This is a genomic window from Anabaena sp. WFMT, assembly GCF_051781005.1.
GTDB lineage: Bacteria > Cyanobacteriota > Cyanobacteriia > Cyanobacteriales > Nostocaceae > Anabaena.
In genome coordinates this window covers 40,445-64,870 of the sequence record NZ_JBPWOA010000037.1, presented here as the reverse complement: position 1 = coordinate 64,870, position 24,426 = coordinate 40,445, and the positions used below count along the sequence as shown (strand labels likewise).

20 protein-coding genes and 1 pseudogene are annotated in these 24,426 nt (G+C 36.2%); all 21 read left to right on the top strand.

Translation table 11 applies throughout. The features are described 5' to 3' along the window. The first annotated feature begins 286 nt into the window (after nucleotides 1-286). On the top strand, nucleotides 287-1,570 hold the full coding sequence (gene glyA, locus ACSQ6I_RS23825; protein WP_438892722.1) for a serine hydroxymethyltransferase: 1,284 nt from the start codon (nucleotides 287-289) through the stop codon (nucleotides 1,568-1,570). A 156-nt stretch (nucleotides 1,571-1,726) separates the two neighbouring features. Further along, nucleotides 1,727-2,773, top strand: coding sequence for a glycosyltransferase family 4 protein (locus ACSQ6I_RS23820; RefSeq protein WP_438892721.1), 1,047 nt, complete (start codon nucleotides 1,727-1,729; stop codon nucleotides 2,771-2,773). Nucleotides 2,774-2,820: 47 nt separating this feature from the next. After that, a complete protein-coding gene (locus ACSQ6I_RS23815; protein ID WP_438892720.1) occupies nucleotides 2,821-4,071 on the top strand; it encodes a competence/damage-inducible protein A in 1,251 nt (416 codons plus the stop codon). A 539-nt stretch (nucleotides 4,072-4,610) separates the two neighbouring features. After that, on the top strand, nucleotides 4,611-6,038 hold the full coding sequence (locus ACSQ6I_RS23810) for a glycosyltransferase family 4 protein (RefSeq protein WP_438892718.1): 1,428 nt from the start codon (nucleotides 4,611-4,613) through the stop codon (nucleotides 6,036-6,038). Between the two features lie 191 nt (nucleotides 6,039-6,229). After that, on the top strand, nucleotides 6,230-6,655 hold the full coding sequence (locus ACSQ6I_RS23805) for a hypothetical protein (protein WP_438892717.1): 426 nt from the start codon (nucleotides 6,230-6,232) through the stop codon (nucleotides 6,653-6,655). A 54-nt stretch (nucleotides 6,656-6,709) separates the two neighbouring features. After that, complete coding sequence (locus tag ACSQ6I_RS23800; RefSeq protein WP_438892716.1) at nucleotides 6,710-7,546, top strand: ABC transporter permease; 837 nt, start codon at nucleotides 6,710-6,712, stop codon at nucleotides 7,544-7,546. A gap of 187 nt (nucleotides 7,547-7,733) precedes the next feature. Further along, nucleotides 7,734-8,312: pseudogene (gene cysC / locus ACSQ6I_RS23795) on the top strand (adenylyl-sulfate kinase); the annotation flags it as partial. An 84-nt stretch (nucleotides 8,313-8,396) separates the two neighbouring features. After that, nucleotides 8,397-9,692 (top strand): ABC transporter ATP-binding protein, encoded by a 1,296-nt coding sequence (locus ACSQ6I_RS23790; protein ID WP_438892714.1) that lies wholly within the window; start codon nucleotides 8,397-8,399, stop codon nucleotides 9,690-9,692. 7 nt (nucleotides 9,693-9,699) lie between these two features. Continuing rightward, nucleotides 9,700-10,509, top strand: coding sequence for an FkbM family methyltransferase (locus ACSQ6I_RS23785; RefSeq protein ID WP_438892713.1), 810 nt, complete (start codon nucleotides 9,700-9,702; stop codon nucleotides 10,507-10,509). Nucleotides 10,510-10,962: 453 nt separating this feature from the next. Next, the gene (locus ACSQ6I_RS23780; RefSeq protein ID WP_438892712.1) at nucleotides 10,963-11,940 is read left to right on the top strand and encodes a glycosyltransferase family 2 protein; all 978 of its coding nucleotides are present in this window, start codon (nucleotides 10,963-10,965) and stop codon (nucleotides 11,938-11,940) included. Nucleotides 11,941-12,229: 289 nt separating this feature from the next. Further along, complete coding sequence (locus tag ACSQ6I_RS23775) at nucleotides 12,230-13,057, top strand: hypothetical protein (protein WP_438892711.1); 828 nt, start codon at nucleotides 12,230-12,232, stop codon at nucleotides 13,055-13,057. A 149-nt stretch (nucleotides 13,058-13,206) separates the two neighbouring features. Beyond that, nucleotides 13,207-14,100 (top strand): hypothetical protein, encoded by an 894-nt coding sequence (locus tag ACSQ6I_RS23770; RefSeq protein ID WP_438892710.1) that lies wholly within the window; start codon nucleotides 13,207-13,209, stop codon nucleotides 14,098-14,100. Further along, nucleotides 14,097-15,212, top strand: a complete 1,116-nt coding sequence (locus tag ACSQ6I_RS23765; protein WP_438892708.1) for a glycosyltransferase family 4 protein — start codon at nucleotides 14,097-14,099, stop codon at nucleotides 15,210-15,212. Before ACSQ6I_RS23770 ends, ACSQ6I_RS23765 begins: the two co-directional genes overlap by 4 nt. 1 nt (nucleotide 15,213) lies before the next feature. Then, nucleotides 15,214-16,515, top strand: a complete 1,302-nt coding sequence (locus tag ACSQ6I_RS23760; protein WP_413171243.1) for a class I SAM-dependent methyltransferase — start codon at nucleotides 15,214-15,216, stop codon at nucleotides 16,513-16,515. Between the two features lie 5 nt (nucleotides 16,516-16,520). Continuing rightward, entirely contained in the window at nucleotides 16,521-17,408 is an 888-nt protein-coding gene (locus tag ACSQ6I_RS23755) for a GDP-mannose 4,6-dehydratase (RefSeq protein WP_438892707.1), read from the top strand. 239 nt (nucleotides 17,409-17,647) lie between these two features. After that, the gene (locus ACSQ6I_RS23750; RefSeq protein ID WP_438892706.1) at nucleotides 17,648-18,601 is read left to right on the top strand and encodes a glycosyltransferase family 2 protein; all 954 of its coding nucleotides are present in this window, start codon (nucleotides 17,648-17,650) and stop codon (nucleotides 18,599-18,601) included. A 379-nt stretch (nucleotides 18,602-18,980) separates the two neighbouring features. Further along, entirely contained in the window at nucleotides 18,981-19,856 is an 876-nt protein-coding gene (locus ACSQ6I_RS23745; protein ID WP_438892705.1) for a sulfotransferase family 2 domain-containing protein, read from the top strand. Nucleotides 19,857-19,942: 86 nt separating this feature from the next. After that, nucleotides 19,943-20,875: a glycosyltransferase family 2 protein gene (locus ACSQ6I_RS23740; RefSeq protein ID WP_438892704.1), complete on the top strand. Its 933-nt coding sequence runs from the start codon at nucleotides 19,943-19,945 to the stop codon at nucleotides 20,873-20,875. A gap of 19 nt (nucleotides 20,876-20,894) precedes the next feature. Then, nucleotides 20,895-21,464, top strand: coding sequence for an acyltransferase (locus ACSQ6I_RS23735; RefSeq protein ID WP_438892703.1), 570 nt, complete (start codon nucleotides 20,895-20,897; stop codon nucleotides 21,462-21,464). A gap of 59 nt (nucleotides 21,465-21,523) precedes the next feature. Continuing rightward, complete coding sequence (locus ACSQ6I_RS23730) at nucleotides 21,524-22,417, top strand: glycosyltransferase family 2 protein (RefSeq protein WP_438892702.1); 894 nt, start codon at nucleotides 21,524-21,526, stop codon at nucleotides 22,415-22,417. Between the two features lie 462 nt (nucleotides 22,418-22,879). Next, nucleotides 22,880-24,415, top strand: coding sequence for a beta strand repeat-containing protein (locus tag ACSQ6I_RS23725; protein ID WP_438892701.1), 1,536 nt, complete (start codon nucleotides 22,880-22,882; stop codon nucleotides 24,413-24,415). The last annotated feature ends 11 nt before the right edge of the window (nucleotides 24,416-24,426 follow it).

Genomic DNA, 24,426 nt, shown 5'->3' with positions numbered 1-24,426 from the left:
AATTCAGAAAATAACAAATTTTTGGTAACTGCGCCTTAATTCATTGTATGTTATATATTTTAGATATTTATTTTTGATGGTAAAAAATAATACATATATTTTCATGGTTAGTGAATTACAGGCAGAAGATCAAAGCTAATACGCGAAAGCATTTATTGTTTAGACATTGAATAATAAAGAAGTCAACACTCAAAGCATATTAAATGAACAGCTATAACACTATTAATACCGTGCTGTACTGAAAACAAAAGCTGAGATTTTACCAATTTTCAAGAGGATAGTAAACGTGAATAAGACTAGCTCAGACTTACTTAAATCTGCCGATCCTGCTATTAGCGAGTTAATTAACCAAGAATTACAGCGTCAGCGTGATCACTTAGAGTTAATTGCGAGTGAAAACTTTACTTCTGCGGCTGTATTGGCGGCTCAAGGTTCTGTACTGACCAATAAATACGCTGAAGGATTACCAGGTAAACGCTACTATGGCGGTTGTGAGTTTGTTGACAAAATCGAGCAAATAGCGATCGACCGCGCCAAACAGTTATTTGGTGCTGCTCATGCGAACGTCCAACCCCATTCTGGCGCACAGGCTAATTTTGCAGTGTTCCTGACCCTCTTAGAACCAGGGGACACAATTATGGGGATGGATTTGTCTCACGGAGGACACCTCACCCACGGTTCACCAGTGAATGTGTCGGGTAAGTGGTTTCAAGTGCGTCACTATGGAGTTAGTCAAGAAACAGAACAACTTGACTATGACCAAATCCGCGAGTTGGCTTTGAAAGAACGTCCTAAACTGCTGATTTGTGGTTATTCCGCATATCCTCGTGTGATTGACTTTGAAAAGTTTCGCAGCATTGCTGATGAAGTTGGTGCTTACTTATTGGCAGATATTGCTCACATTGCTGGATTAGTCGCTACTGGTCATCATCCCAACCCGCTTCCCTATTGTGATGTGGTGACAACAACAACACACAAAACCTTACGCGGACCAAGAGGTGGTTTGATTTTAACCCGCAATGCAGAACTTGGTAAAAAGCTGGATAAATCAGTTTTCCCTGGTACTCAAGGTGGACCATTAGAACACGTAATTGCTGGTAAGGCTGTAGCTTTTGGTGAAGCACTGAAGCCAGAATTTGCCACTTATTCAGCGCAAGTGATTGAAAATGCTCGTGCTTTGGCTACCCAATTGCAAAAACGGGGATTTAAATTAGTTTCAAATGGCACAGAAAATCATTTAATGCTAGTAGATTTACGTTCTATCGGCATGACGGGGAAGAAAGGAGATCAGCTTGTTAGTGGGGTAAATATTACCGCTAATAAGAATACAGTGCCATTTGATCCAGAATCACCTTTTGTTACTAGTGGTTTGAGATTGGGTTCACCGGCAATGACGACAAGGGGCTTGGGTGTGGCAGAATTTACGGAAATTGGTGATATTATTAGCGATCGCTTACTTTCCCCTGATTCTGAGACAGTAGCCGCAGATTGTCTGCGACGAGTAGCAGTATTGTGCGATCGCTTTCCCTTATATCCTCACCTAGAAATTCCCTTACCAGTTCTAGCTTAAGGGATTCTAGATTCTAGATTTTAGATTTGGGATCACCAACTCAAATTTAAAATCTCATATTTAATCAATCCCCCAAGCATAGTAAATCTTGCATAACAATTGCGGGCAAAACCCTCACACAATTTTGGTCATCCCAACCTCTTCTTAAAAATACTGATGCCTGCTCAGATTTATCATCTGATTGCCTTTCTGATCGCCGCAGTAGTCGTTCTCTGGACTACACCAGATGTCAAAAATATTGGCATCAAAAGTGGACGCTTAGATAAACCGGATAGTCGAAAAGTTCATCAACATCCTATGGTACGTCTGGGAGGAGTTTCTATCTTCGCAGGTACTATTATCTCCCTATTAATTGTCTGGTGGTTGGGAGGATTTGCGAATCTGCCACCAGAAAAAGAATGGCAAATTTGGGGTGTCACTTTAGGCGGTCTAGGCTTTTTTCTGATCGGTTTAGCAGACGATTTATTCAACCTATCCCCCTTAGTACGCCTGCTGATACAAGTAATCGTCGCTGCTGCTGCATGGAAAGTTGGTGTAAGTATAGATTTTATTACCATTCCCACCATTGGCATAGTTAATCTAGATTGGCTGAGTTTTCCAATTACAGTTATTTGGCTGGTGGGAATGGTAAATGCTATTAACTGGATTGATGGTTTAGATGGACTAGCTGCTGGTGTCACAGGAATTGCTGCCGTAGTCATGCTGTTAGTATCTCTATTTATGCACCAACCAGCAGCAGCCTTAATAGCAGCAGCTTTAGCTGGTGCAGCATTAGGATTTCTTCGTTATAACTTCAATCCAGCACAAATATTTATGGGTGATGGCGGATCTTATTTTATGGGATTCACTATAGCGGCTGTTGGTGTCATTGGGTTAGTAAAAATTCCCGTTTTCACGGCTGTATTATTGCCTTATTTGATTTTAGCAGTGCCAATTGTTGATATGTCAGCTGTTATTTTAGCGCGATTAAGACACGGTAAATCTCCTTTTTTAGCAGATAAACGCCATTTGCATCACCGTCTATTAAATGCTGGCTTATCCCACAGATTAACAGTTTTGTTTATTTATTCTTTAACTCTATGGGTTGGTAGTTTAGCCTTAGCTATTGTCGGCATTCCTAGTGGGATGACTTATGCCTGTGCATCTACCTCTTTATTGAGTTATGCTATTTGGCGAGTGTGGAAATTGTCTCGACAATCTTAAGGATTCTGGATGCAATCTAAAATCTAAAATCTAAAATCTAAAATTTCATGAGTGCAGAAATTATTTGTGTTGGTACTGAATTGCTGCTAGGAGATATCCTCAATAGCAATGCTCAATTTCTAGCCCAGCAGTTAGCACAGCTAGGCATTCCGCATTACTATCAAACTGTAGTGGGGGATAACCCAGAAAGACTAAAGCAAGTTATAGAAATTGCTGCTTCCAGAGTGCAAATTATAATTTTCACTGGTGGGCTTGGTCCTACACCGGATGATCTTACCTGTGAAACCATTGCTGATTTTTTTGGCGTTCCTTTGGTAGAAAATGTCGATATTATTGAAGACATTACTCAGAAATTTTCCCAACGCAGTCGGGTGATGTCTCACAGTAACCGCAAACAAGCCTTAATTCCCCAAGGTGCTGAAATTTTACCCAACCCTACAGGAACAGCACCAGGTATTATTTGGCAACCCCGTCCTGGGTTAACAATTTTTACTTTTCCTGGTGTTCCTAGTGAAATGCACCGAATGTGGTCAGAAACAGCAGTACCTTTTCTCAAAAGCCAAGGTTGGGGCAAGGAAATTATTTACAGTCGGAGTTTAAAATTTTGGGGTATTGGTGAATCTGCTTTGGCAGAAAAAGTATCTGCTTATCTGAATTTACCTAACCCGACAGTAGCACCCTACGCTGGCAAGGGAGAAGTCAGGCTACGAATTTCTGCTAAAGCATCTAATGCAACAACAGCAGAGGATTTAATTGCACCAATTGAAAAACAACTGAGGGAAATTGCTGGTTTAGATTATTACGGTGCTGATGATGACACTTTAGCTTCTGTTGTTGGTAAGTTGTTGCATTTATCAGGAGAAACGCTTTCAGTTGCCGAATCTTGTACAGGTGGAGGGCTGGGACAAATGTTGACAGAAATTTCTGGCAGTTCTAATTATTTTTGGGGCGGGGTAATTTCTTATGACAATTCGGTAAAAATCGGCTTGTTAGGGGTTAACCCAGAAGATTTAGATCGATTTGGGGCGGTGAGTGCTACTGTAGCCGAACAAATGGCTTTTGGTGTGAAAACTCGTCTGGGAACTACTTGGGGATTAAGTGTGACAGGGATTGCCGGTCCCACTGGAGGAACTGATACAAAACCAGTAGGGTTAGTATATATTGGATTAGCCGGCCCAGGAAATGAGGTAAAAAGTTATGAGTGTAAGTTTGGGACGATACGGAATCGATCTTTTATTCGTCATCTGAGTGTATGCGCGGCTTTAGATAATTTGCGGCGTAGTTTATTAATGCGTTAGTTTTGAATTAATTGTGATTTATGGCAATGCTATTTGTTTAAAGGGTTACTTTATCTATTTGTACTGACAAGTAGCAGGAAAATTACGGTTTATTTCGCATTAACATCCGATACTCTACAAAAATCACACGGGAACTTTCTCAAACAGTATTAGTTCTGTTATATATGGATAACAAATTTATGAAAATTTAATGAAGTTGTTTGCTATGTTATTTCGATTACACAAGATATTTTTTGACCATGTTTTTTATCTTGCCTACTAAAATAAATGCACCAAAGAACCACTTTTACGCTATCCTACTCCAGTGGGTTTAAAAATTTGCGCTTTAATTTTAAGACAGTGATTCTGCTTAGTTTTTTAATAGCCAATTTTTTTTCCGGAACTGGTATTAACTCTGTTGTCTTGTAAAGTATTATCATTTGATAAAACTTACTACCAACTCGATCAAGAACAATTAGCGATTAAGAAAAAATATTTACCGGATAATCGCTGTGGATCTTGCCTGTAAGCCGCAAATTTTTCTACAGGGAACTATACTCATGGCATTCTGGCCGAAAAAGTCAACCACTTCTAATCCAACAACATTTCAGAATCAGGATTTTACAAAAAATACAGACGTACTGAATATATCGAATCAATCAAGTACGGAGAGTAAGCCATTTTATAAAAATACAAATTTTACCACACCAGCACTATCTTCCCTAGACTTAGCAGATACTTTTCAAGCGGATGATAATTTGTATGAGAACTTATTAAAAGTATCTATACTCACAGAATTTTTCCCACCTGATTATGCTGCTACAGGACAGTTGATTGAAGAACTGGTAAAACACTTGGAGAAACAAGGAGTAAATATTGAGGTATTTACAGGACAGCCAGCATATGCATTTTCAACAGCTAATGCACCTGCTGTTGAACAATTAGGTGGTATTCGTATTCAGCGATCGCGTTCAACACAAGCTTGGTCAGGGCGGATTCGAGGCAAAGCCGTAAATGGTGTCCTATTTACATTGCGTGCTTTTCTACATATTATCAGAAATTTCCGTCAGCATAATGTATTTTTGGTAACTTCTGCTCCTCCCTTTTTGCCCATAGCAGCATATCTAGCGCATCTGTGTTTTCGAGTTTCTTACGTTTGCTTAATCTATGACCTTTATCCAGATATTGCGATCGCACTAGGAGTAGTCTCCAAAAATCATTGGCTGGCAGGGTTGTGGAGAGAACTGAACAAAATGATTTGGCGGAGGTCTCAAGGACTAGTTGTACTTAGTCCTGATATGAAAAAGAGAATCATCGCCATCTGTCCAGAGATAGCCGATAAGGTATCAGTAATTCATAGTTGGGGAGACCCTAACTTGATTGTGCCAATTAACAAAGAAAATAATTGGTTTGCTAAAAAACATAACTTAGTTAATAAATTCACCGTCCTCTATTCTGGTAATATGGGCAGGTGCCATGATATAGAAACTATTTTAGAAACTGCCAAACAACTACAAGACGAACCTATTCAATTTGTTTGCATTGGTAGTGGAGCAAAAAGAGAGCGTTTTATTGAGGCGGTGAATAAACTAGGATTAACAAATTTTCTATTTCTCCCTTACCAAGATAAGCAAGTACTTCCTTACTCCTTGACAGCTTGTGATCTATCTCTAGTGAGTGTAGAAGCTGGTATGGAAAGTCTTGTGGCTCCTAGTAAGCTTTACCCAGCTTTAGCCACCGGACGACCAGTAGCAGTGATTTGTTCAAAGTATTCTTATTTACGACAGCTAATTGCTGATGGCAAGTGTGGGGTGAGTGTGGAAAATGGAGATAGTACTGCTTTAGCTGAATTTATTCGCCTGCTAAATAGCGATCGCAAATTAGCAGAACTTATGGGCAAAGCCTCTCGCCAGTATTTACAGTCAAATTTTACGCCGCAAATCATAGCTGAACAATATCTTAGAGTTCTGAAAAAGTCCCATTTGTAGTATCTTGGTTGCACTATACCAATGATCACAAATCTGCCAACATATCCAACGGGTTTACAAAACTTAGATTCAAAAACCGAATAACTAAACTTTAAAATTAGGAGTTGGGCTTTGATGGTCTTTTTGATCTCAGTCCTGCCAACGCAACCTTCTTGTGATCTATTTGTATAAAATTGATATAGGAGGCCGAAGTGCAGAGAAGGTGTGACCGAAATCGGAATCGTTCTAAACGTCGAGCTATCTATTGTCCATTACATGGCTCTTACATGGATAGCGTCAGTCAAAAATACGGACTGTTTGCTGAACACGCAGGACAACTACAGCAGAGAGGAATGAGACGAAAAGAGGCTCTAATGTTAGTAGCTGCCAAAACCACAGTTTCTCTAGAAGGGGAGTGGTTAGAAGCATTTTGGTGTGAGCATTGCCAGGATACCAAATGGTATCACGTCCATAAATGTGAATCTGTATATCACTTGTCATTAGCACCAGCAGAACTTTGGCAACAAGCAACAGGAGTAATTAATCCCCATAGAAATCCTTCAGTAGGAGAATTTACATTCAGGAATTCCCACATCGTTGGTGGCAACAATATAAAAGATTTTTGGGTGATCAGCTAAAAACTGTTTGCATTTGCACCTGTAGATTGAGATATGCGTAAATAAATTTATGATATGAAAGACACCACTTCTCAGCCAGAATTAATAATTGAAGCCGGAAGAAGCGAAGGACAATACTGGAAAGACCTCTGGCTCTATCGGGAATTATTTTATTTCCTGGCATGGCGAGATATTTTAGTTCGGTACAAGCAAACAAGCATTGGTATTGCTTGGGCTTTAATTCGTCCTTTTTTAACAATGGTGGTGTTTACAGTCGTGTTTGGGCGATTAGCAAAATTGCCATCTCAGGGTGTGCCTTATCCCATCCTTGTTTTTTCTGCAATGTTACCTTGGCAGTTTTTCGCCAATTCACTCTCAGAATGCAGCACCAGTCTGACTACCAATTCTAACCTAATTTCCAAAGTCTATTTTCCCAGATTAGTAGTACCTACAAGTGCTGTAGTAGTGAGCTTTGTAGACTTCATGATTTCGGGAATGATTTTATTAGCATTAATGGCATGGTACAACTTCGTACCCAGTTGGAGAATTTTGACCCTACCCTTATTCATTAGTATTGCCTTTGCTGCTTCAATGGGAGCAGGATTATGGTTTGCCTCATTAAATGTTCAATATCGGGATTTCCGTTATATAGTACCTTTTATTGTGCAGTTTGGTTTGTACATATCACCAGTAGGATTCAGTAGCAGCCTTGTTCCTGAACAGTGGCGGTTTATATACTCATTAAACCCAATGGTAGGAGTAATTGATGGTTTTCGTTGGGCAATTTTAGGTGGTGAATCAAATTTATACTTACCAGGTTTTATTCTGTCTTTGCTCCTCGTATTTTCACTATTGTTTAGTGGGATTTGGTATTTTCGCAAGATGGAAAGGAGATTTGCCGACGTGATTTAGATACATTTACTTTCAAAAATAATATTAATCATATTATTGGGACTCAGTAAAAACTACAACATGATAAAAATCATGCTTATATGTCGCCATATAAAGTTTTGTTAAGCTATTCAACATTTCTGCATCCAAAACTAACTAATAATAGAAGTTAAACCCGCAGAAAAGCTGCAAATATAAACTTCGATATACGAATGATACCAAGGAGTTAAAAATGAAAGATATTGGAGCAACAATTTGGTTTACAGGATTGAGTGGTGCTGGCAAAACCACTATTAGTAGTGAAGTAGCAAAACAATTAAGAAGTCGTGGAATTAAAGTCGAAGTTTTAGATGGTGATATAGTTCGACAAAATCTCACCAAAGATTTAGGATTTAGCAGAGCAGATCGAGATGAAAATATTAGACGAATTGGTTTTGTTGCTGATTTATTAACTAGAAATGGTGTGGTAGTATTGATTTCTGCTATTTCACCATATCGCGATGTGCGGCAAGAGGTACGCCAGAAAATTGGCAATAATTTTATTGAAGTTTATGTCAATGCAGCCTTGAAAATTTGTGAAGATCGTGACGTTAAAGGTTTGTATAAACGAGCGCGTCAAGGGGAAATAAAGTTTTTTACAGGTATTGATGACCCCTATGAACCACCTTTAAACCCAGAAGTTGAGTGTTTGACAGAACAAGAAGACATTGGACAAAGCGTGGCCAAAGTAATTGAGAAATTCGACATCTTATGTAGTAATATCTCTGCTTCTTCTGCTTGTTTATAATTCTCTCATTTAAATTATTTGTAATAATATGAGAATCATTAACTTTGATCAAAGTTAATGTTTATCTCCACAAAATTTGTACCTATGTCAGACACAGTTATTCGCATTGAAAACCTCAGTAAGAAATATATTATTGGACACCAAAAACAGGAACAGTATACTGCGCTACGAGATGTAATAACTAATCACATTAAATCTCTTGGTAGTTTAATCAATACCAACGCTAAAACTGAAAATCCTGCCTTTGAAGAATTTTGGGCTTTGAAAGATATATCTTTTGAAATTAAGCAGGGGGATAGAGTTGGGATTATTGGGCGTAATGGTGCGGGAAAATCAACCCTATTGAAGGTTTTAAGTAGAATTACAGAACCAACCAAGGGACGCATTAACATTAAAGGAAGAGTTGCTAGTTTATTGGAGGTTGGGACTGGTTTTCATGGTGAATTAACTGGGAGAGAAAATATATTTCTGAATGGTGCAATTTTGGGAATGAGTAAGTCCGAAATCAAACGCAAGTTTGATGAGATTGTAGCGTTTGCTGAGGTGGAAAAGTTTCTAGATACACCAGTAAAGCGTTATTCTTCAGGAATGTATGTTAGATTGGCCTTTGCTGTGGCGGCACATTTAGAACCAGAGATTTTAATTGTAGATGAAGTGTTAGCCGTAGGCGATGCTCAGTTTCAGAAGAAATGTTTAGGCAAAATGGAGGATGTAGCTGAAAAGGAGGGAAGAACAGTATTGTTTGTAAGTCACAATATGCAAGCTCTTCAGTCTCTTTGTACTACAGGAATTTACCTTAAAGAAGGTAAATTTATAGGTATAGGCAATTCTAATGCTATGGTTGCACACTATCTTAGTGCCACCAGTAAAATTAGTAGTTCAGCCGAATGGAATGAAGAAAATGCTCTTGGAAATAGCGAAATTCAACTATTAGCTATTCTAGTTTGTAGTGATAACGCTGATGCCAAGGGCATTTATTCTAGCCACGATAATCTTTATATAGACATAAAATTCATCACCAAAACAAATCATCCAGCACTATGTATTGGATTTGATTTACTAACTCAAGAAGGAATAACAGTTTTTAGAAGTTATCAAACTGACGTTTCACCACATATAGTACCAAGAATTAAATTAGGATTGAATCATTGGAGATGTACTATTCCATCTGGTTTACTAAATGGAGGTACATACTACATATACCCAAGGATAGGAATGCATAATCTCTACTGGATAGTCAATTCAACTGAACCAGTAGCACAATTTGAAGTAGTTCTTGATCACGGAGTATCTCCTTTATGGAATTCTATTAATGGCAATAGCCGTAAAGGAATCATTGCTCCAGTTTTTAATTGGAATAGCATTGAATTAGTAAGTTAGGTTAACAATGAAAGATTACTATAAAATTTTACGGAAAAAAATCAAAAAATGGTTATATGGAAGTTGTCCTGGTTTTGCAGGTTCATTTCCTTACTTTGGAACGAAAGTTTTTTTCCCTCAAGGATCAAAAATCTTTGAACTTGCCTGTCAACAAGGCATATATGAAATTAAAAATACAGAATTACTTCTTAAATTAATTAAACCCAATACTTTCTACTTTGATGTAGGAGCTAATATAGGGTTAATGGCTATCCCTATCCTTAATCGGTGTCGAACAGCAAAAGTCTTGTCGTGGGAACCTTCTCCAAATACTCTCCCTTCTCTAACTCTGACAAGAGAAAATAGTAAATTTCAAGATAGATGGCAAGTTATAGGCAAAGCAGCTGGAGATTTTATTGGCCAGCTAGATTTTGCTATTGCATCACCTGAATTAGGTGCATTTGATGGTTTCCAAGATACAAAAAGAGCAGGTCCTACTAAAAAAATTACTGTTCCTGTTACAACCTTAGATAGTGAGTGGGAAGCTATAGGTTCTCCTTTGGTATCCATTATCAAAATTGATGTTGAAGGCGCTGAATTACAAACTCTAAAAGGTTCTACTAAGTGTCTTCAAAATAACAAACCCTATATTTTATTAGAATGGACGCTAAAAAATTTGCAAGCTTATGGTTATGAAAGCGAAAATTTACTTGATTTTGCTCACGAAATAGGTTATCAAGTATTTACTACTAGTGATTTTATCCCAATTACAAATCCCACAAGTTTGAAACTGCATATGTTGAAAAGTGAAAGTTTCTTACTAGTTCCTGATGAATAATTCAAATTATATTGTTCTTGCGTTGTTTTTATGGTGATTGAGGATTGATTATTATAACAAAACCTTTGCAGGGCAAGCAATATATAGGGCTGAAAGCCAATAATATCTATCAATATAGTTTCTGGATTTTTGCACAAATACGGGGGCAAGAGTAGTCTTTTAAAAATTGTAGCAATATTACGTTGTTTCATTGCTACAATTTTGAATCCTTCTATAAGATTTTGGTTTTTTGAAGGTTTAGATAACCAAATCTTCGTTCCAAATTTCACCACCTTTAAATGACTAGAAGCAAGGTTTATGAAGAATTATGCCCTGACTTTACATGAAATAACTACTGAATAAGGTTTGCAAAGATTTTAAACCTGATTTTTCATAAAAAAATTTAAATGATAAATAATCAAACATCATATCAGCATACTATTTATTAATTTGTTTAGAGAGGAAATAAAATTAATGAATTGGGTAGAAAAAGAAAAAACTTCATTATTAGAAGTGTCTCATAATAGTTCACAGCTTCCTCGAATTAGTATTATTACACCCAGTTATAATCAAGGGCATTTTATTGAACAAACTATCCACTCAATATTACTACAAGGGTACCCCAATTTAGAATATATAATTATTGACGGTGGTAGCACAGATAATACTGTAGAGATTATCAAGCGATATGAAGCCTGGATATATTATTGGGTAAGTGAACCTGATAAAGGGCAAACTCATGCTATTAATAAAGGGCTTGCTAAAGCCACCGGTGATATAATAGCTTATCTCAATAGCGACGATTATTATCTACCTGGAACACTATTTAAAGTTGCTGAACATTTTCGCCAATTTCCTGACACTGACTTACTGCATGGAATTTGTTGTTATGTAAATGAGGAAGGTGAAAAAATTGGTGAACAGTTTGGTAATATCCAAAAGCTAGAAGAGATTTTAAATTTGTGGGATGTATGGTGGAAAAAACGTCAATTTGTTCAGCCTGAAGTTTTTTGGACAAGACGCGTTACAGAAAAAGTTGGTTTATTTAAAGAAGAACTTTACTTTGTGATGGATTATGACTATTGGTGCAGAATTATTCAAGAAGGAGGTATAGTTCAAGGAATTGATTCTGAATTATCTTGTTTTCGATTTACTGCTGATCAAAAGTCTAATCAGAGTCAAAAAGTAGCTAATGAGTTACTAGATTTAGTACGTCCTATTCTTTGGGATAAAAATGTAAATATTTCTCTCAAAAACCGGCTAATGCTTCAAGGAAAATGGTTATATCAAGTCAAATTTTTACATATGATTGAAAAATCTGTCAGCAATAGCGAAGGAAAATTAATACGTTGGGTTAAAACACTCAAATTAATTGCACAATATCCCCAGATATTGCTAGTTTCATCATTCAAAGCAAGATTTAAAAACTGGCTCACTCGATTAAATTCATAAATTATTTCAAAGCTATATCCATCTGAATTGAAACGTGCGAAAATATGGAGATAAAAAGTACCGATTTACAAGCCTTGTAACCATTTTTATCATCAATTTATAATTGGTATAGATAAATTTGCCAAAAAGAGAAAGATATTAAAGTTACTGGCCTTATACCAATTTAATGTGAAGTTGCATAGAATTCAGAGGCTGAAACCCTTATCAGTTAAAGAATCGTTTTGTGCAGCTTCATAAAAAAATGGTATTACCTGTAAGTATGAATTTGGTCTAATTACGCTCATCTACTATGATTCAACGCAGTATTAAAGCTTTTTATAGAAAACAAATAGAGTATCTAAAGCCAACTCTTCCTGTTCCAATCCTTTTTACGCATGTTCCTAAATGTGCAGGTACATCAATTGATCAAGCTTTTCGTGATCAGTTTCGTATTGTAGGAACTCGACCTGATTTTGAGATGTTGCGTCGCGCTAATATAGCCCTTACAGGTCAAGGTAGTCTTGCGGATTTTGGAGAATCTGCAACCCTTTTGTTACTTTACGCCGCTCAACAAGGTTCAACTTACTTAAGTGGACATTTTCCCATAAATGACAATGCTCTTAAATATCTCAAGAGCCTAAGTCCATTTTTTTGTATCACGCTTTTGCGAGAACCTTATTCTCGTCTCCAAAGCAATTACATCTATCGTAAAGTTCGGCTTTGGATGTTAAAGTACGAAAATGCCCCAAACTTGGAGGATCAGGGAGATGAAAAGTTTATTATTCATGAGCGTGAGGAACTGCTTAAATTTTATAATTCCAACGAAGGTAGTTTTCAACTAAGTCTTTATGCCAATATGTTTGGTAGAGGTAGTTATCAAGAAGCTAAATCTACTTTAGAGTGTTTTGATGTTGTGGGTGTAGTTAAACACATAAATCTATTTACGAATAAAGTATCTGCTCATCTGCAACAGAAATTTAATGTTGAACATATGAATAAAATTGATAATAAATCTTATCAAAATGAAGCTAATTTACTTAAATTACTTTTTCAGGATGAACTTATAGAAGCAGAATTAAAAAATAGGTTAGTTAATGAAAATGATCTCTATTCATGGGTTTTAGATAATCTAATTTAATTAATTCAAATTTCTCAATAATTTAAAATATTTGAATCTGTTGTTAAATTTCTGTGTAGCCGCGATTTATAATTACCCAGGTTTTACAAATATTCTCTCATTCCAAAGTTTAACAGAAAGTTATAAAAATTATAAACCCTTAATTGATTATGTCTATTGGTTCTTTACTCCTCAAAGTCAAACAAAATTATCAGCATGGTCTGAGAACTGCTTATTATCGTGATGTGGTTAGAAATAAAATTCTTAGTTCCTTACCTATCAAAGGTACGACTAGTAAAGATTGTGAAATTCATGTACTGACTTCTGCAAATGACTGGCTAAATTTAGTCTGGACATTAAAATCTTTTTATCATTTTTCTAAGCGTCAATATGCTGTATGTATTCATGATGATGGAACTCTAACTCAGGAAAATATCTCAACTTTACAATATCACTTTCCAGATGCGCGGATTATTGACAGAAAACAAGCTGACAGAAAGGTTTTAGCATTACTATCATCCTATCCTCGCTGTTTGGAGTTTCGTAAGACAAATCACTTATCACCGAAAGTATTTGACTTTGCTCTATATTTAGAGAGCGATCGTATGTTGTTGCTAGACAGCGATGTACTTTTCTTTCAAGAACCAACTGTTTTGATCCAACGTATTGAAGATCCAGCTTATACTCTGAATACAGTCAATGGTGATGTTGCTAGCGCCTACACCGTTGATCCAATCGTTGTAGAAAAACATTGTGATTTTACTCCCATCGATCGCTTTAATTCCGGGCTGGGGCTAATTCACAAGGCCTCTCTCAAACTGGATTGGATGGAAGAGTTTCTGGCTTTGCCCAATATTATTGGTCACTTCTGGCGAATTGAGCAAACTCTCTTTGCATTATGTAGCTCAAGATTTGGTGTGGAGCTATTGCCGCTAGAATATGATGTTCGTTTAGATAGAGGGATAAAAGAATGTCCTAGTCGACACTATGTAGGGAGAATTCGTCACTTAATGTACTTAGAAGGAATTAGACAGTTGGTAAAACAGGGCGGATTAATAAAATGATGTCTAATGAACCTAGTGAAATTCATGTATTAATGATGCCGGATTATTCAAAGGATAATCCTTATCAGACGCTTTTAAAGCGAGCGTTGGAAGATGAACAAGTGATGGTTGATTTTCCCAAAGGATATAGACGCATACTGCCAATTTCTCGCTCAATTTTAAGTCAAAGTATAAAAATAAATATTCTGCACATACATTGGATCAACCCTTACCTTAAGGGGGAAAATCTTTTTGTATTTAGTGTCTATTCTTTAAAGTTCTTGCTCGATATACTAATTGCAAGGATGTTGGGGGTTAAAATTATTTGGACAATTCATAATAGAGTGTCTCATGAATCAAAATTTATCAAGATTGAACTATGGGTGAGACAAGCACTATCAAGAATAGTTCACAGGATGATTATCCATAATAAATCCTACCTTTCAGAAATTGCTTCCGATTTAAAGATTTCAGAGAAAAGATTTTCAATCATTAGTTATGGAAATTTTAAAGGCATCTATGATTGTAAAATCAGCAAAGATGTGTCACGTAATTATTTACAGATTGACAAATTTAAACGCGTATTTCTTCACCAAGGGAACTTAAGACCCTATAAGGGTACAGAGCAACTTATTACTGCTTGGAGGCAATGGGAAGAAAATGCTAAGGATAGCATTCTTCTTATCGTTGGACAGCCTTTGAATGATGACTATGCCGAGAAACTGAAAAAAGATATTGATCTCACAAGAAGCATAATTTTCATTCCTGAATTTATTCCGGATAATCTGCTCGGATATTACTATAGTGCGGCTGATATTGCTGTCTTGCCCTTTACTCAAATAACCTCTCCAAGTAGTCTTATTCTGGCAATGTCATTCTCAATACCTGTAATAGCTCCTAAAATAGGAGCCATTCAGGAGTTACTTGGTGAAACAGCATCATCACTACTGTATGATCATACTGACCCTAATGGACTTATGAATTCTCTAAATCTATCTGAAACGGTGGACTTGGTTGATATAAGTTTGCAAATTGATAGAAGTTGTGATAAGCTATCGTGGCTGAAAACTGCTAGAAGCACAAAAGCATTATATTTATCTACCATGTCATATAAGCTAAAAGGAAGGGGCTAGTATGCACTTAATTCATAGAAAAACATGCAGAGTATGTGGATCTTCATCACTCACACCTGTAATTAACTTGGGAGATCAATATTTACAAGGTTCTTTTATAAAGTCTGATAGAGATGATCCTCCTTTACGTAAAATCCCTACATCATTAGTTAGATGCAACCCAACAAAGGATGAAAAGGCTTGTGGGTTATTGCAAATGGAACATAGTGTGCCACCAGAAATATTGTACTCAGTGTATTGGTATCGTTCTGGTACAAACAATACTATGTTGAATCATTTAAAAGAAATTTCTGAAGAAATATCCTGCATTCTACCTAACACTCAACACTGTACAGTTCTTGATATTGGTTGTAACGATGGAACCTTGTTAAGGTCGTATCCTGATTCTTTCTATAAATATGGTGTTGATCCTTCTGATGTTGCAACACACATACAGAAAGATGAACTAGAAGAAAATATTTGTATTGTCCAAGATATTTTTCCCTCTGCCGAATTAGCATCTAGACTTGGAGGAAAAAAATGTGATGCCATAACCTCGATTGCTATGTTTTATGATTTAGAAGACCCAGTCAAATTCGTGCAAGAAGTCAAAAAAATTCTTGCCCCTCATGGAATATGGGTATTTGAAATGTCATATATGCCTAGCATGTTAGAAATGAATTCCTACGATACGATTTGCCATGAACACTTAGAGTATTATAGTCTTTCAGTAATTGAATACATTCTCAGAACTGCTGACATGAAAATATTCAACGTAGTACTCAATGATATTAATGGGGGAAGTATCAGATGTTATGCTACTCATAACAACAATTTTGACTATAAGTCTGAGACTTACAGCAAGAATATAAGACAACTTAGAATGAAAGAGTTTGAGATGGGACTTGATACTGACAGACCATACAAAGATTTTCAGGATAGGATTAATGTCCATAAAAATAATCTTATTTCATTATTAAAGCGATTAAAGAAGGAAAATAAAAAGATCCATATTTATGGAGCTTCAACTAAAGGTAACACAATTTTACAGTGGTGTGGAATAGACAATCGTATTATTGATTATGCAGCGGAAAGAAATCCTGATAAGTATGGGGCATATACACTAGGTACAGAAATTCCAATAATAAGTGAACAAGAGTCTAGGGCAATGAATCCAGATTTCTATCTTGTATTACCGTGGCACTTCAAGTCCGAATTTATGACTCGTGAGCAGGAAATCCTTAATAAAGGAGTTAATTTCATCTTTCCTTTGCCCAATATTGAGATAGTAGGATCAAACTCTCCAATACCCATTATTAAATAATTGGTATGAAGGCGATAATTTTTGGAGCTTCTGGGCAGGATGGTTATTATCTGTCTCAACTTTTATCGAGAGATGGTATTGATTTTATTTCAGTTTCTCGTTCCCAAGGAATAACTAGGAATTGGGTTAAAGGTGATGTGCGTGACAGTTTGAAAACTTCAGAACTTATATATGCGTATTCTCCAAATTATATTTTCCACCTTGCAGCAAATTCCAGCACAATACATGACCACTTGATAGAAAATTATTTAACAATTTCTAGTGGGTCTGTCACTATTTTAGAAGCAGCATATAAACTGAATAATACTTGTAGAGTATTTATTGCAGGTAGTGGACTTCAATTTGAGAATAAGAATATCCCCATATCAGAAACAGCAAATTTTAGCTGCAATAATGCGTACAGCATGGCACGTATTCAGTCTGTATATGCCGCTCGATATTTTCGCTCAATTGGATTGAAAGTTTACGTTGGTTACTTATTTCATCATGAAAGTTCTCTTCGTAAGCCTTACTATGTAAGTCAGAAAATTGTTCAAGCAGCTAAAGCAATTGGAGCAGGTGAGGAAAGAATAATAGATTTGGGTAATATTGATATTCAAAAGGAGTGGTTATTTGCCCAAGATGTAACAGAGGCAATTTTAACCTTAGTTAATCAAGATATTGTGTATGAAGCCGTAATTGGCTCTGGGCTTTCTTATTCAATCCGTGACTGGTTAGATTTATGCTTCAGGTTAGTGGGTAAAGATTGGACTAGTTATGTTAAGTTTAATCCAAATTTGAGTTCTGGCTATTCACGACTAGTTTCAGATCCCAAAACTATTATGTCACTTTCATGGCTTCCAAAAATTAGTTTTGATATGCTTGCTGAAATTATGATGTTGGGTAAGATTTAAAAGCAGTTGATTCCTCACATGAAATCGGTATCAGCTTACTCTAGCGAAGTATTACCTATGAATGCTCCTGCATTGGGGAGTATTCATAGGTAATACAATATCCCCAACTTCTTGTTTTATCCTGTAAATTATGAGGGGATGGCTGTCTTTTAATGTTTACATCTTATTAAGGAAGGATCACTATAAGTAAGAATTAATTATATTGTAATACCCAAAAAAATCATTTTTATAAACTTAGTATGAATCCAAAGGTCAGCATTCTTATCCCCTGCTACAACGCAGAACAATGGATTGCACAATCTATAGAAAGTGCTTTAAATCAAACCTACCCTAATAAAGAAGTAATTGTTGTCGATGATGGTTCTACAGATGGAAGTTTAGAAGTAATTAAAAGTTTTGGTGATGTTATTCGTTGGGTAACAGGTAAAAATCGCGGTGGTAATATTGCACGGAATCGTTTACTAGAGACAAGTACAGGAAATTGGTTACAATATCTAGATGCAGATGATTATTTACTACCTACCAAAATTGAAAACCAAATCAATTTTCTAGCTCAGGCTTCTAGTGCTGATATAATCTACAGTGCTAGTATATTTGAGTATTGGGAAGCAGAAAATGTGAAACAAGAAATTTTGTCTATTACTGAACCTCATGATCCCTGGATTTTATTAGCTCTTTGGTACTTACCACAGACAGGAAGTCCGCTTTGGAAAAAACAGGCTATTTTAGATGTAGGCGGTTGGAAAACTGATCAACCTTGCTGTCAAGAACATGAATTATATTTACGACTTCTGAAAGCAGGAAAAAAATTTGACTATTTTCATGATTCTGGTTCAGTTTATAGACAATGGAGTGAATCAACCGTTTGCAAAAAAGATAAAACATTAACCTATCAACATCGTTTGGAAATTCTAGATAAACTAGAATCACATCTGAAGTTAATTAATGAACTCAACAATGAGCGTCTTTATGCTATCAATAAATCAAGGTTTGATTGTGCTAGGATGATTTGGTTGTTTAATGGGAGTTGGGCTAAAAGTATTATTAGAAAAATATATGATTCAGAACATAGTTTTAAACTACCCAGTTCTACAGCACCTCTATTTTATCAAATAATATATCATTGTTTGGGATTTGAAGCTGCTGAAATCACGGCAAAATTCAAAAGACAATTACTTACTTTAAATAAATAAACCAATCTAAGTTACCATCTGGACTACGTTTTTGTAATCTTTTTCCTTCTTTCTTTGAAGAAAAGGTTCAATACCCAGTTGTTAATGAGCAGATTTTAATGTATATTAAACCAGTATTATCTGCTGGGCTATTTCATTCTAGAATTAAGCAACGAGTTTACTAGCTTTTAGAAATTAATTGACAGAACTTCCAATCTCTGAAACGACGTATTTTCGTTAATGAATGCACAAAAAATTGAAAATTAGAATGAAATAGCCCAGGTATTATCTGAGGGTATTGCACAATAACGAAAATTGACTGGATTAAAATTCTCAGGTTGGTATTTATAAATATTTGGGATTGGCTTAATTTAAAAAAATTGTCAGATTAATTAAAATAATGGAAACACCTGCATCTTTCTCCTTGAGTAACTCAGAAATTATCGATCTAGGACAACGTAGTCATGATGAAAAAATAATAATATTTCTCCATATTCCCAAGGCGGGAGGTACAACAATTAATGGAATTATAAACCAGCAATACCGCAAAAATTGTACTTTCCGATTTGACGGGATTGAAAATCGCTATAAATTGGCTGAATTAGAACAATATCAGCGTAGTAAATTAAAACTAATTCGTGGACATTTTGCTTTTGGTCTACATGAGTTTTTATCTTGTCCAGCCAAGTATTTTACTCTCCTCAGAAATCCAGTGAGTCGAACAATTTCTCACTATAACTATCTTTGTCGTAGTTCCAGTTTGCCTAATCATGAAAAAGTTAAAGGGATGAGTCTTAAGGATTATATACTCAGTGACTTGAGTAATAATAACCTCCAAACAAAAATGTTATTTGGTCTTAGCAATATTCCTGCATATAGTGATGAAGAAATACTAACAACAGTTAAGCAAAATTTGGAAAAGCAATTTTCTGTAGTCGGATTAGTTGAGCGATTTGATGAAACTCTCTTTTTCCTAAAACAGGCATTTAATTGGCGAATTCCGCTTTACATACAACAAAATATAACTCCTCAAAATCAACATATTCAAAATAATATTGATAACAATATCATAGATATAATTAAGGAGAAAAATTCTTTAGATTTGGCATTGTATGAATATGCTCAACAACAATTTGAACACCAAATTGCTGAATCAAAAAAAGATTTTTACCAAAATTTAGAAAGGCAAAAACGTATAAATCAGTTGTATCAACCTTTTGGACGTACCTATAACTTAGCTAGACATTTTATGTTGAAACAGTTAAAAAAATTTTAGCATTGTTATAGTTAAGTGGTTTATAACAAAACTAATTCTATAATTAATGCAAAATTAATCAGGGTTCAATACTATATACATGATAGATGAAAATAGAACTGCCTGTTAGTGCTTTAATTCCGACACGAAATCGTTCAGAGCCTTTAAAAAGGACACTTGAAAGTTTAGCTCAACAGTCGGCACAACCTTTAGAAATAATTGTCGTGGATGGTTCAGATGATGATAGTACTAAGGAAATTTGTACAAGTTTTATTCCAGAATTAATCGCCAAAATTCACTATTATCGAGCAATAAAATTAGGTGCTGCTACTCAACGCAATCAAGCGATGGGTTATGCAACTCAAAACACTATTTGGCTACTAGATGATGATATTTTGTTTGAACCGGAATGTGTAGCTAGATTGTGGACTGCTTTACAAAGTGATCCGCACATTGGGGGAGTTAACTCAATGATTACAAATCAAAAATATTTACCTCCTGGACTTATTAGCAGATTGCTTTTTCAATTCCTACACGGTCGTTATGAAAGTAGTTATGCAGGTAAATGTATTGGACCTGCAATGAATCTCTTACCAGAAGATCGGGAGGATTTATCAGAAATAGTTTCCGTTGAATGGTTAAATACAACTTGTGTCCTTTATCGTCGCGAAGCATTACCACATCCCTTATTTCCAGATATTTTTACAGGCTATTCTCTGATGGAAGATGTGACTTTATCTTTGACAGTTGGTAAGCTTTGGAAGTTAGTTAATGCTCGTACATCTCGCATTTTTCATGATAGCCAACCTGGTGATCATAAAAATAATCCGGGTATTTTAGCAGAAATGGATTTAGTGAACCGTCATTATGTGATGACTAAAATACTAGGTCGTCAGCAATTACCGTATTATTTTAAATTGGCTGTTTTGCAACTATTTGGACTTGCAGTTTCAGTGACAAAATTTCAGGGTTGGGTTGATTTACCAAAAGTATTGACAGGAAAAATGCGGGCGATTACCAAAATTATATCAACCCAATAGCTTAACAAATATATAGTCAATGCTTATTATTCAATTTTGTTTTATTCAGGGTAAATGGTTACTTGATGGGTTAGGAAGTCGTTGGCGTAATTTCTATTATCGTACTTTAGGTGTCAAACTGCACGGTTATGTCTGGATGAAGGAAGTTGAAATTCCGCGAAATTATAGAGATATTGAAATTGAGGCTAATTGTGCGCTTGACAGGGGAGTTACTCTTGTGTGCAGCGGTGAATCTCTTCCTCATGCCAAAATCATTATTGGTGCAAATTCTTATATTAATCGTCATACTTTTATTGATGCAACCGAATCAATCACTATTGGTAAAGATTGCGCTATTGGACCAGGTTGCTACATTACGGATCATGATCATGGATGCGATCCGAGTTTACCACCTTTAGGACAACCCATGATTTCTAAACCTACTAGCATTGGAGAATATGTATGGATTGGAGCTAATGTAACAATTTTAAAAGGTATCACAATAGGCGATCGCGCTATCATAGGTGCCGGAAGTGTGGTAACAAAAGATATTCCCTCTGGTGCGATCGCTGTGGGAGTTCCTGCTAAAGTGATTAAAGAGCGAATTTAACCATGAATATAAACTTTTTGACTTTTGACTTCACGGTGGTATCTAGACAATTTTAAAAAATGAATACTTGCAATATTACTGTAGTTATCCCAACTTATAACCGATTAACCCAACTTTTAGAAACACTGGAAAAAATATCAAGATGCAATCCCCAACCAAATGAAATAATTGTTCATATTGATGGCAACGATTCGACAACGGAACAAGGACTTACAAACAGCAATTTTCAAGATATTAAAATTATTAAAAACTCTCTTCAAGTAGGCCCAGGTGGTGGAAGAAATATAGCGATTAACCAGGCAATAAACCCCATTGTAGCCAGTTTCGATGATGATTCCTATCCTATAGATACAGACTACTTTGAACGATTACAACTACTCTTCAAGAATTTTCCTCAAGCCGCTGTTATAGCAGCCAAGATATATCACATTAATGAAATCATTGAATCTGATCAATTAGCGGCAACATGGGTATCCAATTTTATTGGCTGTGGGTGTGCTTATCGGAAAGAAGTGTTTCAGCAAACCAGTGGTTATGTTAATTTACCAGTAGCCTATGGCATGGAAGAAGTTGATTTGTCCTTACGCCTTCATCACATGGGTTGGAGTATTCTTGAAACTTCATGGCTAAGAGTCTTTCATAACACTAAATTAGAACACCACACCAACCCATGCATTACAGCTGCAAGCATTGCCAATCAGATTCTCCTAGCTTATTTGAGGTATCCTATCATTTTTTGGTGGTTAGGAATTGGACAGTGTATCAATCGGATTTTTTGGTTATTCAGGCATGGCAGAACAAATGGAATTAAAGAAGGTATATTTATTATTCCTGAATTGATTAAAAATCATCATCAAGAACGACAAGTAGTTTCTGCTAAATCCTTAATATCCAACCTTAAATTACGTAGAAATACAGCTTTTCCTTTCAGGAATCCAACTGTTCTGCCTTGAGACAAGATATGAAAATTTATCCAGATACTAAATAAATCTTAAAATTGGCTAAATTGACTTTTCTGATTTCCTGATTTGGAAGGAGTTTTCATCATATATTTTTATCTAAGACATAGGAAACAAATTCCATTACAGATTACGTTTTAAGTTAATTTATATTTAAAAACTATCATCAGGCATTTATTATGCAACCTAAATTTTGTCTGATGAAATTAGTATTTATAAAAATAATAGTTTATCTGCATAAATAATAAATTTATGGTTAAGGAAATTGCATGGGTATTAAGTTTGTGATAAAACCGTTACATCTTTTTTCTCACCGTGCGAAAATGTCAATTATAATCAGGCAATATTAGCTCAAAAATTAAAGCTTAGGTAAGGATTTTTTTATAACCTGATCTCAAATGACAAAAGTTGAGTTAAGTTATATACGAATGATAAATACACGAGGAGTAGGTAACTATGGCAGTCATCACAGGTACTTCAGGCAATGATACGTTAGGCCCATCAAATCCTGGCGATATCTTAAGGGGTTTAGCTGGTAATGATGTTCTCACTGGTTCAACTGGTAACGAACAACTTGATGGTGGTACTGGTGCAGACACCATGAATGGTGGCACTGGTAACGATGCCTATGTTGTTGATAACCCAGGTGATGTAGTTAATGATCCAGATAAAGCTGTCATAAATACCTGGATTAGTTTTAATTTGTCTAACGTCATTGGAGGAGCAACAGATTTAACACTAAATCTAAAGGCTGACGGTATTACCGGAACTGGATCATCAGGAGACGATGTAATCATCAGTTATGCAAACAATACTATCATAATAGCTGGTAATGGCGCTGATGTATTGAAAGGCGGAGATGGTTCAACAGTCAGGGGGGGAGCAGGTAATGACTATTTAGAAATTACTGGTAGTTCAGGTAATGGCAGGTTGATAGGTGGTGCTGGAGATGACACCTATGTGGTGAGTTCTACCAGTGGCAGCTTATTTATTGATGAATACAGCGACGGTGCCAGTGGAATAGATACTGTTTTTACTACAGTAGACTTTTCTTTGACCACTCAAGCTGGAGTCACCTTTTCAGGCGGTACTAGGATTGAGAACTTGACTCTTGCTGCGCCTGGAGCTTCTTCAAATTTAGTAGCCGGTCCGATTTTTGGTGAAGGTAATGGTCTTGATAATGTGATTATTGGCAACCGCCAAGACAATACCCTCAATGGATTGGTTGGTAACGATACCATTTATGGTTCCATGGGCGACGATACTATTGACGGCGGCGCTGATGATGATAACTTATTTGGTGAAATTGGAAACGATACTTTAATTGCTGGTACCGGCACAGATACCTTGACAGGTGGTGTTGGTGATGATACTTACTTTATCGACTCCAATGACACAGTAGTAGAACTCGCTGGAGAAGGCAGTGATACAGTTAACGTTAGTGGCACTTGGGCTACTAGTGCAGAAGTTGAATTCATTAATATCACTGGAACTAGTGCTGCCAACATCACCCTAACTAACACTGTTGGTACTGTTGTTACTGGAAATAGTGCTAGCAATTCACTCGTAGGTGGCAGTGGTGCTGACACCCTGTACGGTGGCGCTGGCATTGATAATCTCACAGGTGGCGCTGGTGCTGACACTTTTGCCTTTGGGGGCGTTGGTTTAAGTGCAACGGGATCTACCACAACTTCTATTAGACGAGATATAATTGTAGACTTTACCGCTGGTGATAAGATTCAACTTGATAAGACAAATTCTTTCGGCTCAATAGTAGATGTTGGTCCAGTCTTAACCGATTTCTTCGCAGGTAGTTTTGGTGGAAGTAATTCTGGCATGGATAGTAGCAGCGAACGCATTGTTTATAACTTGGATACTGGTGCGTTGTATTACAATCAAAATGGCAGCACTGCTGGTGCTGGTGCTGGTGGTTTCTTTGCAACCTTGACTGGAACTCCCGTTTTAACAGCAGCAGACTTTACTATCGTTTAATCATCACAGTT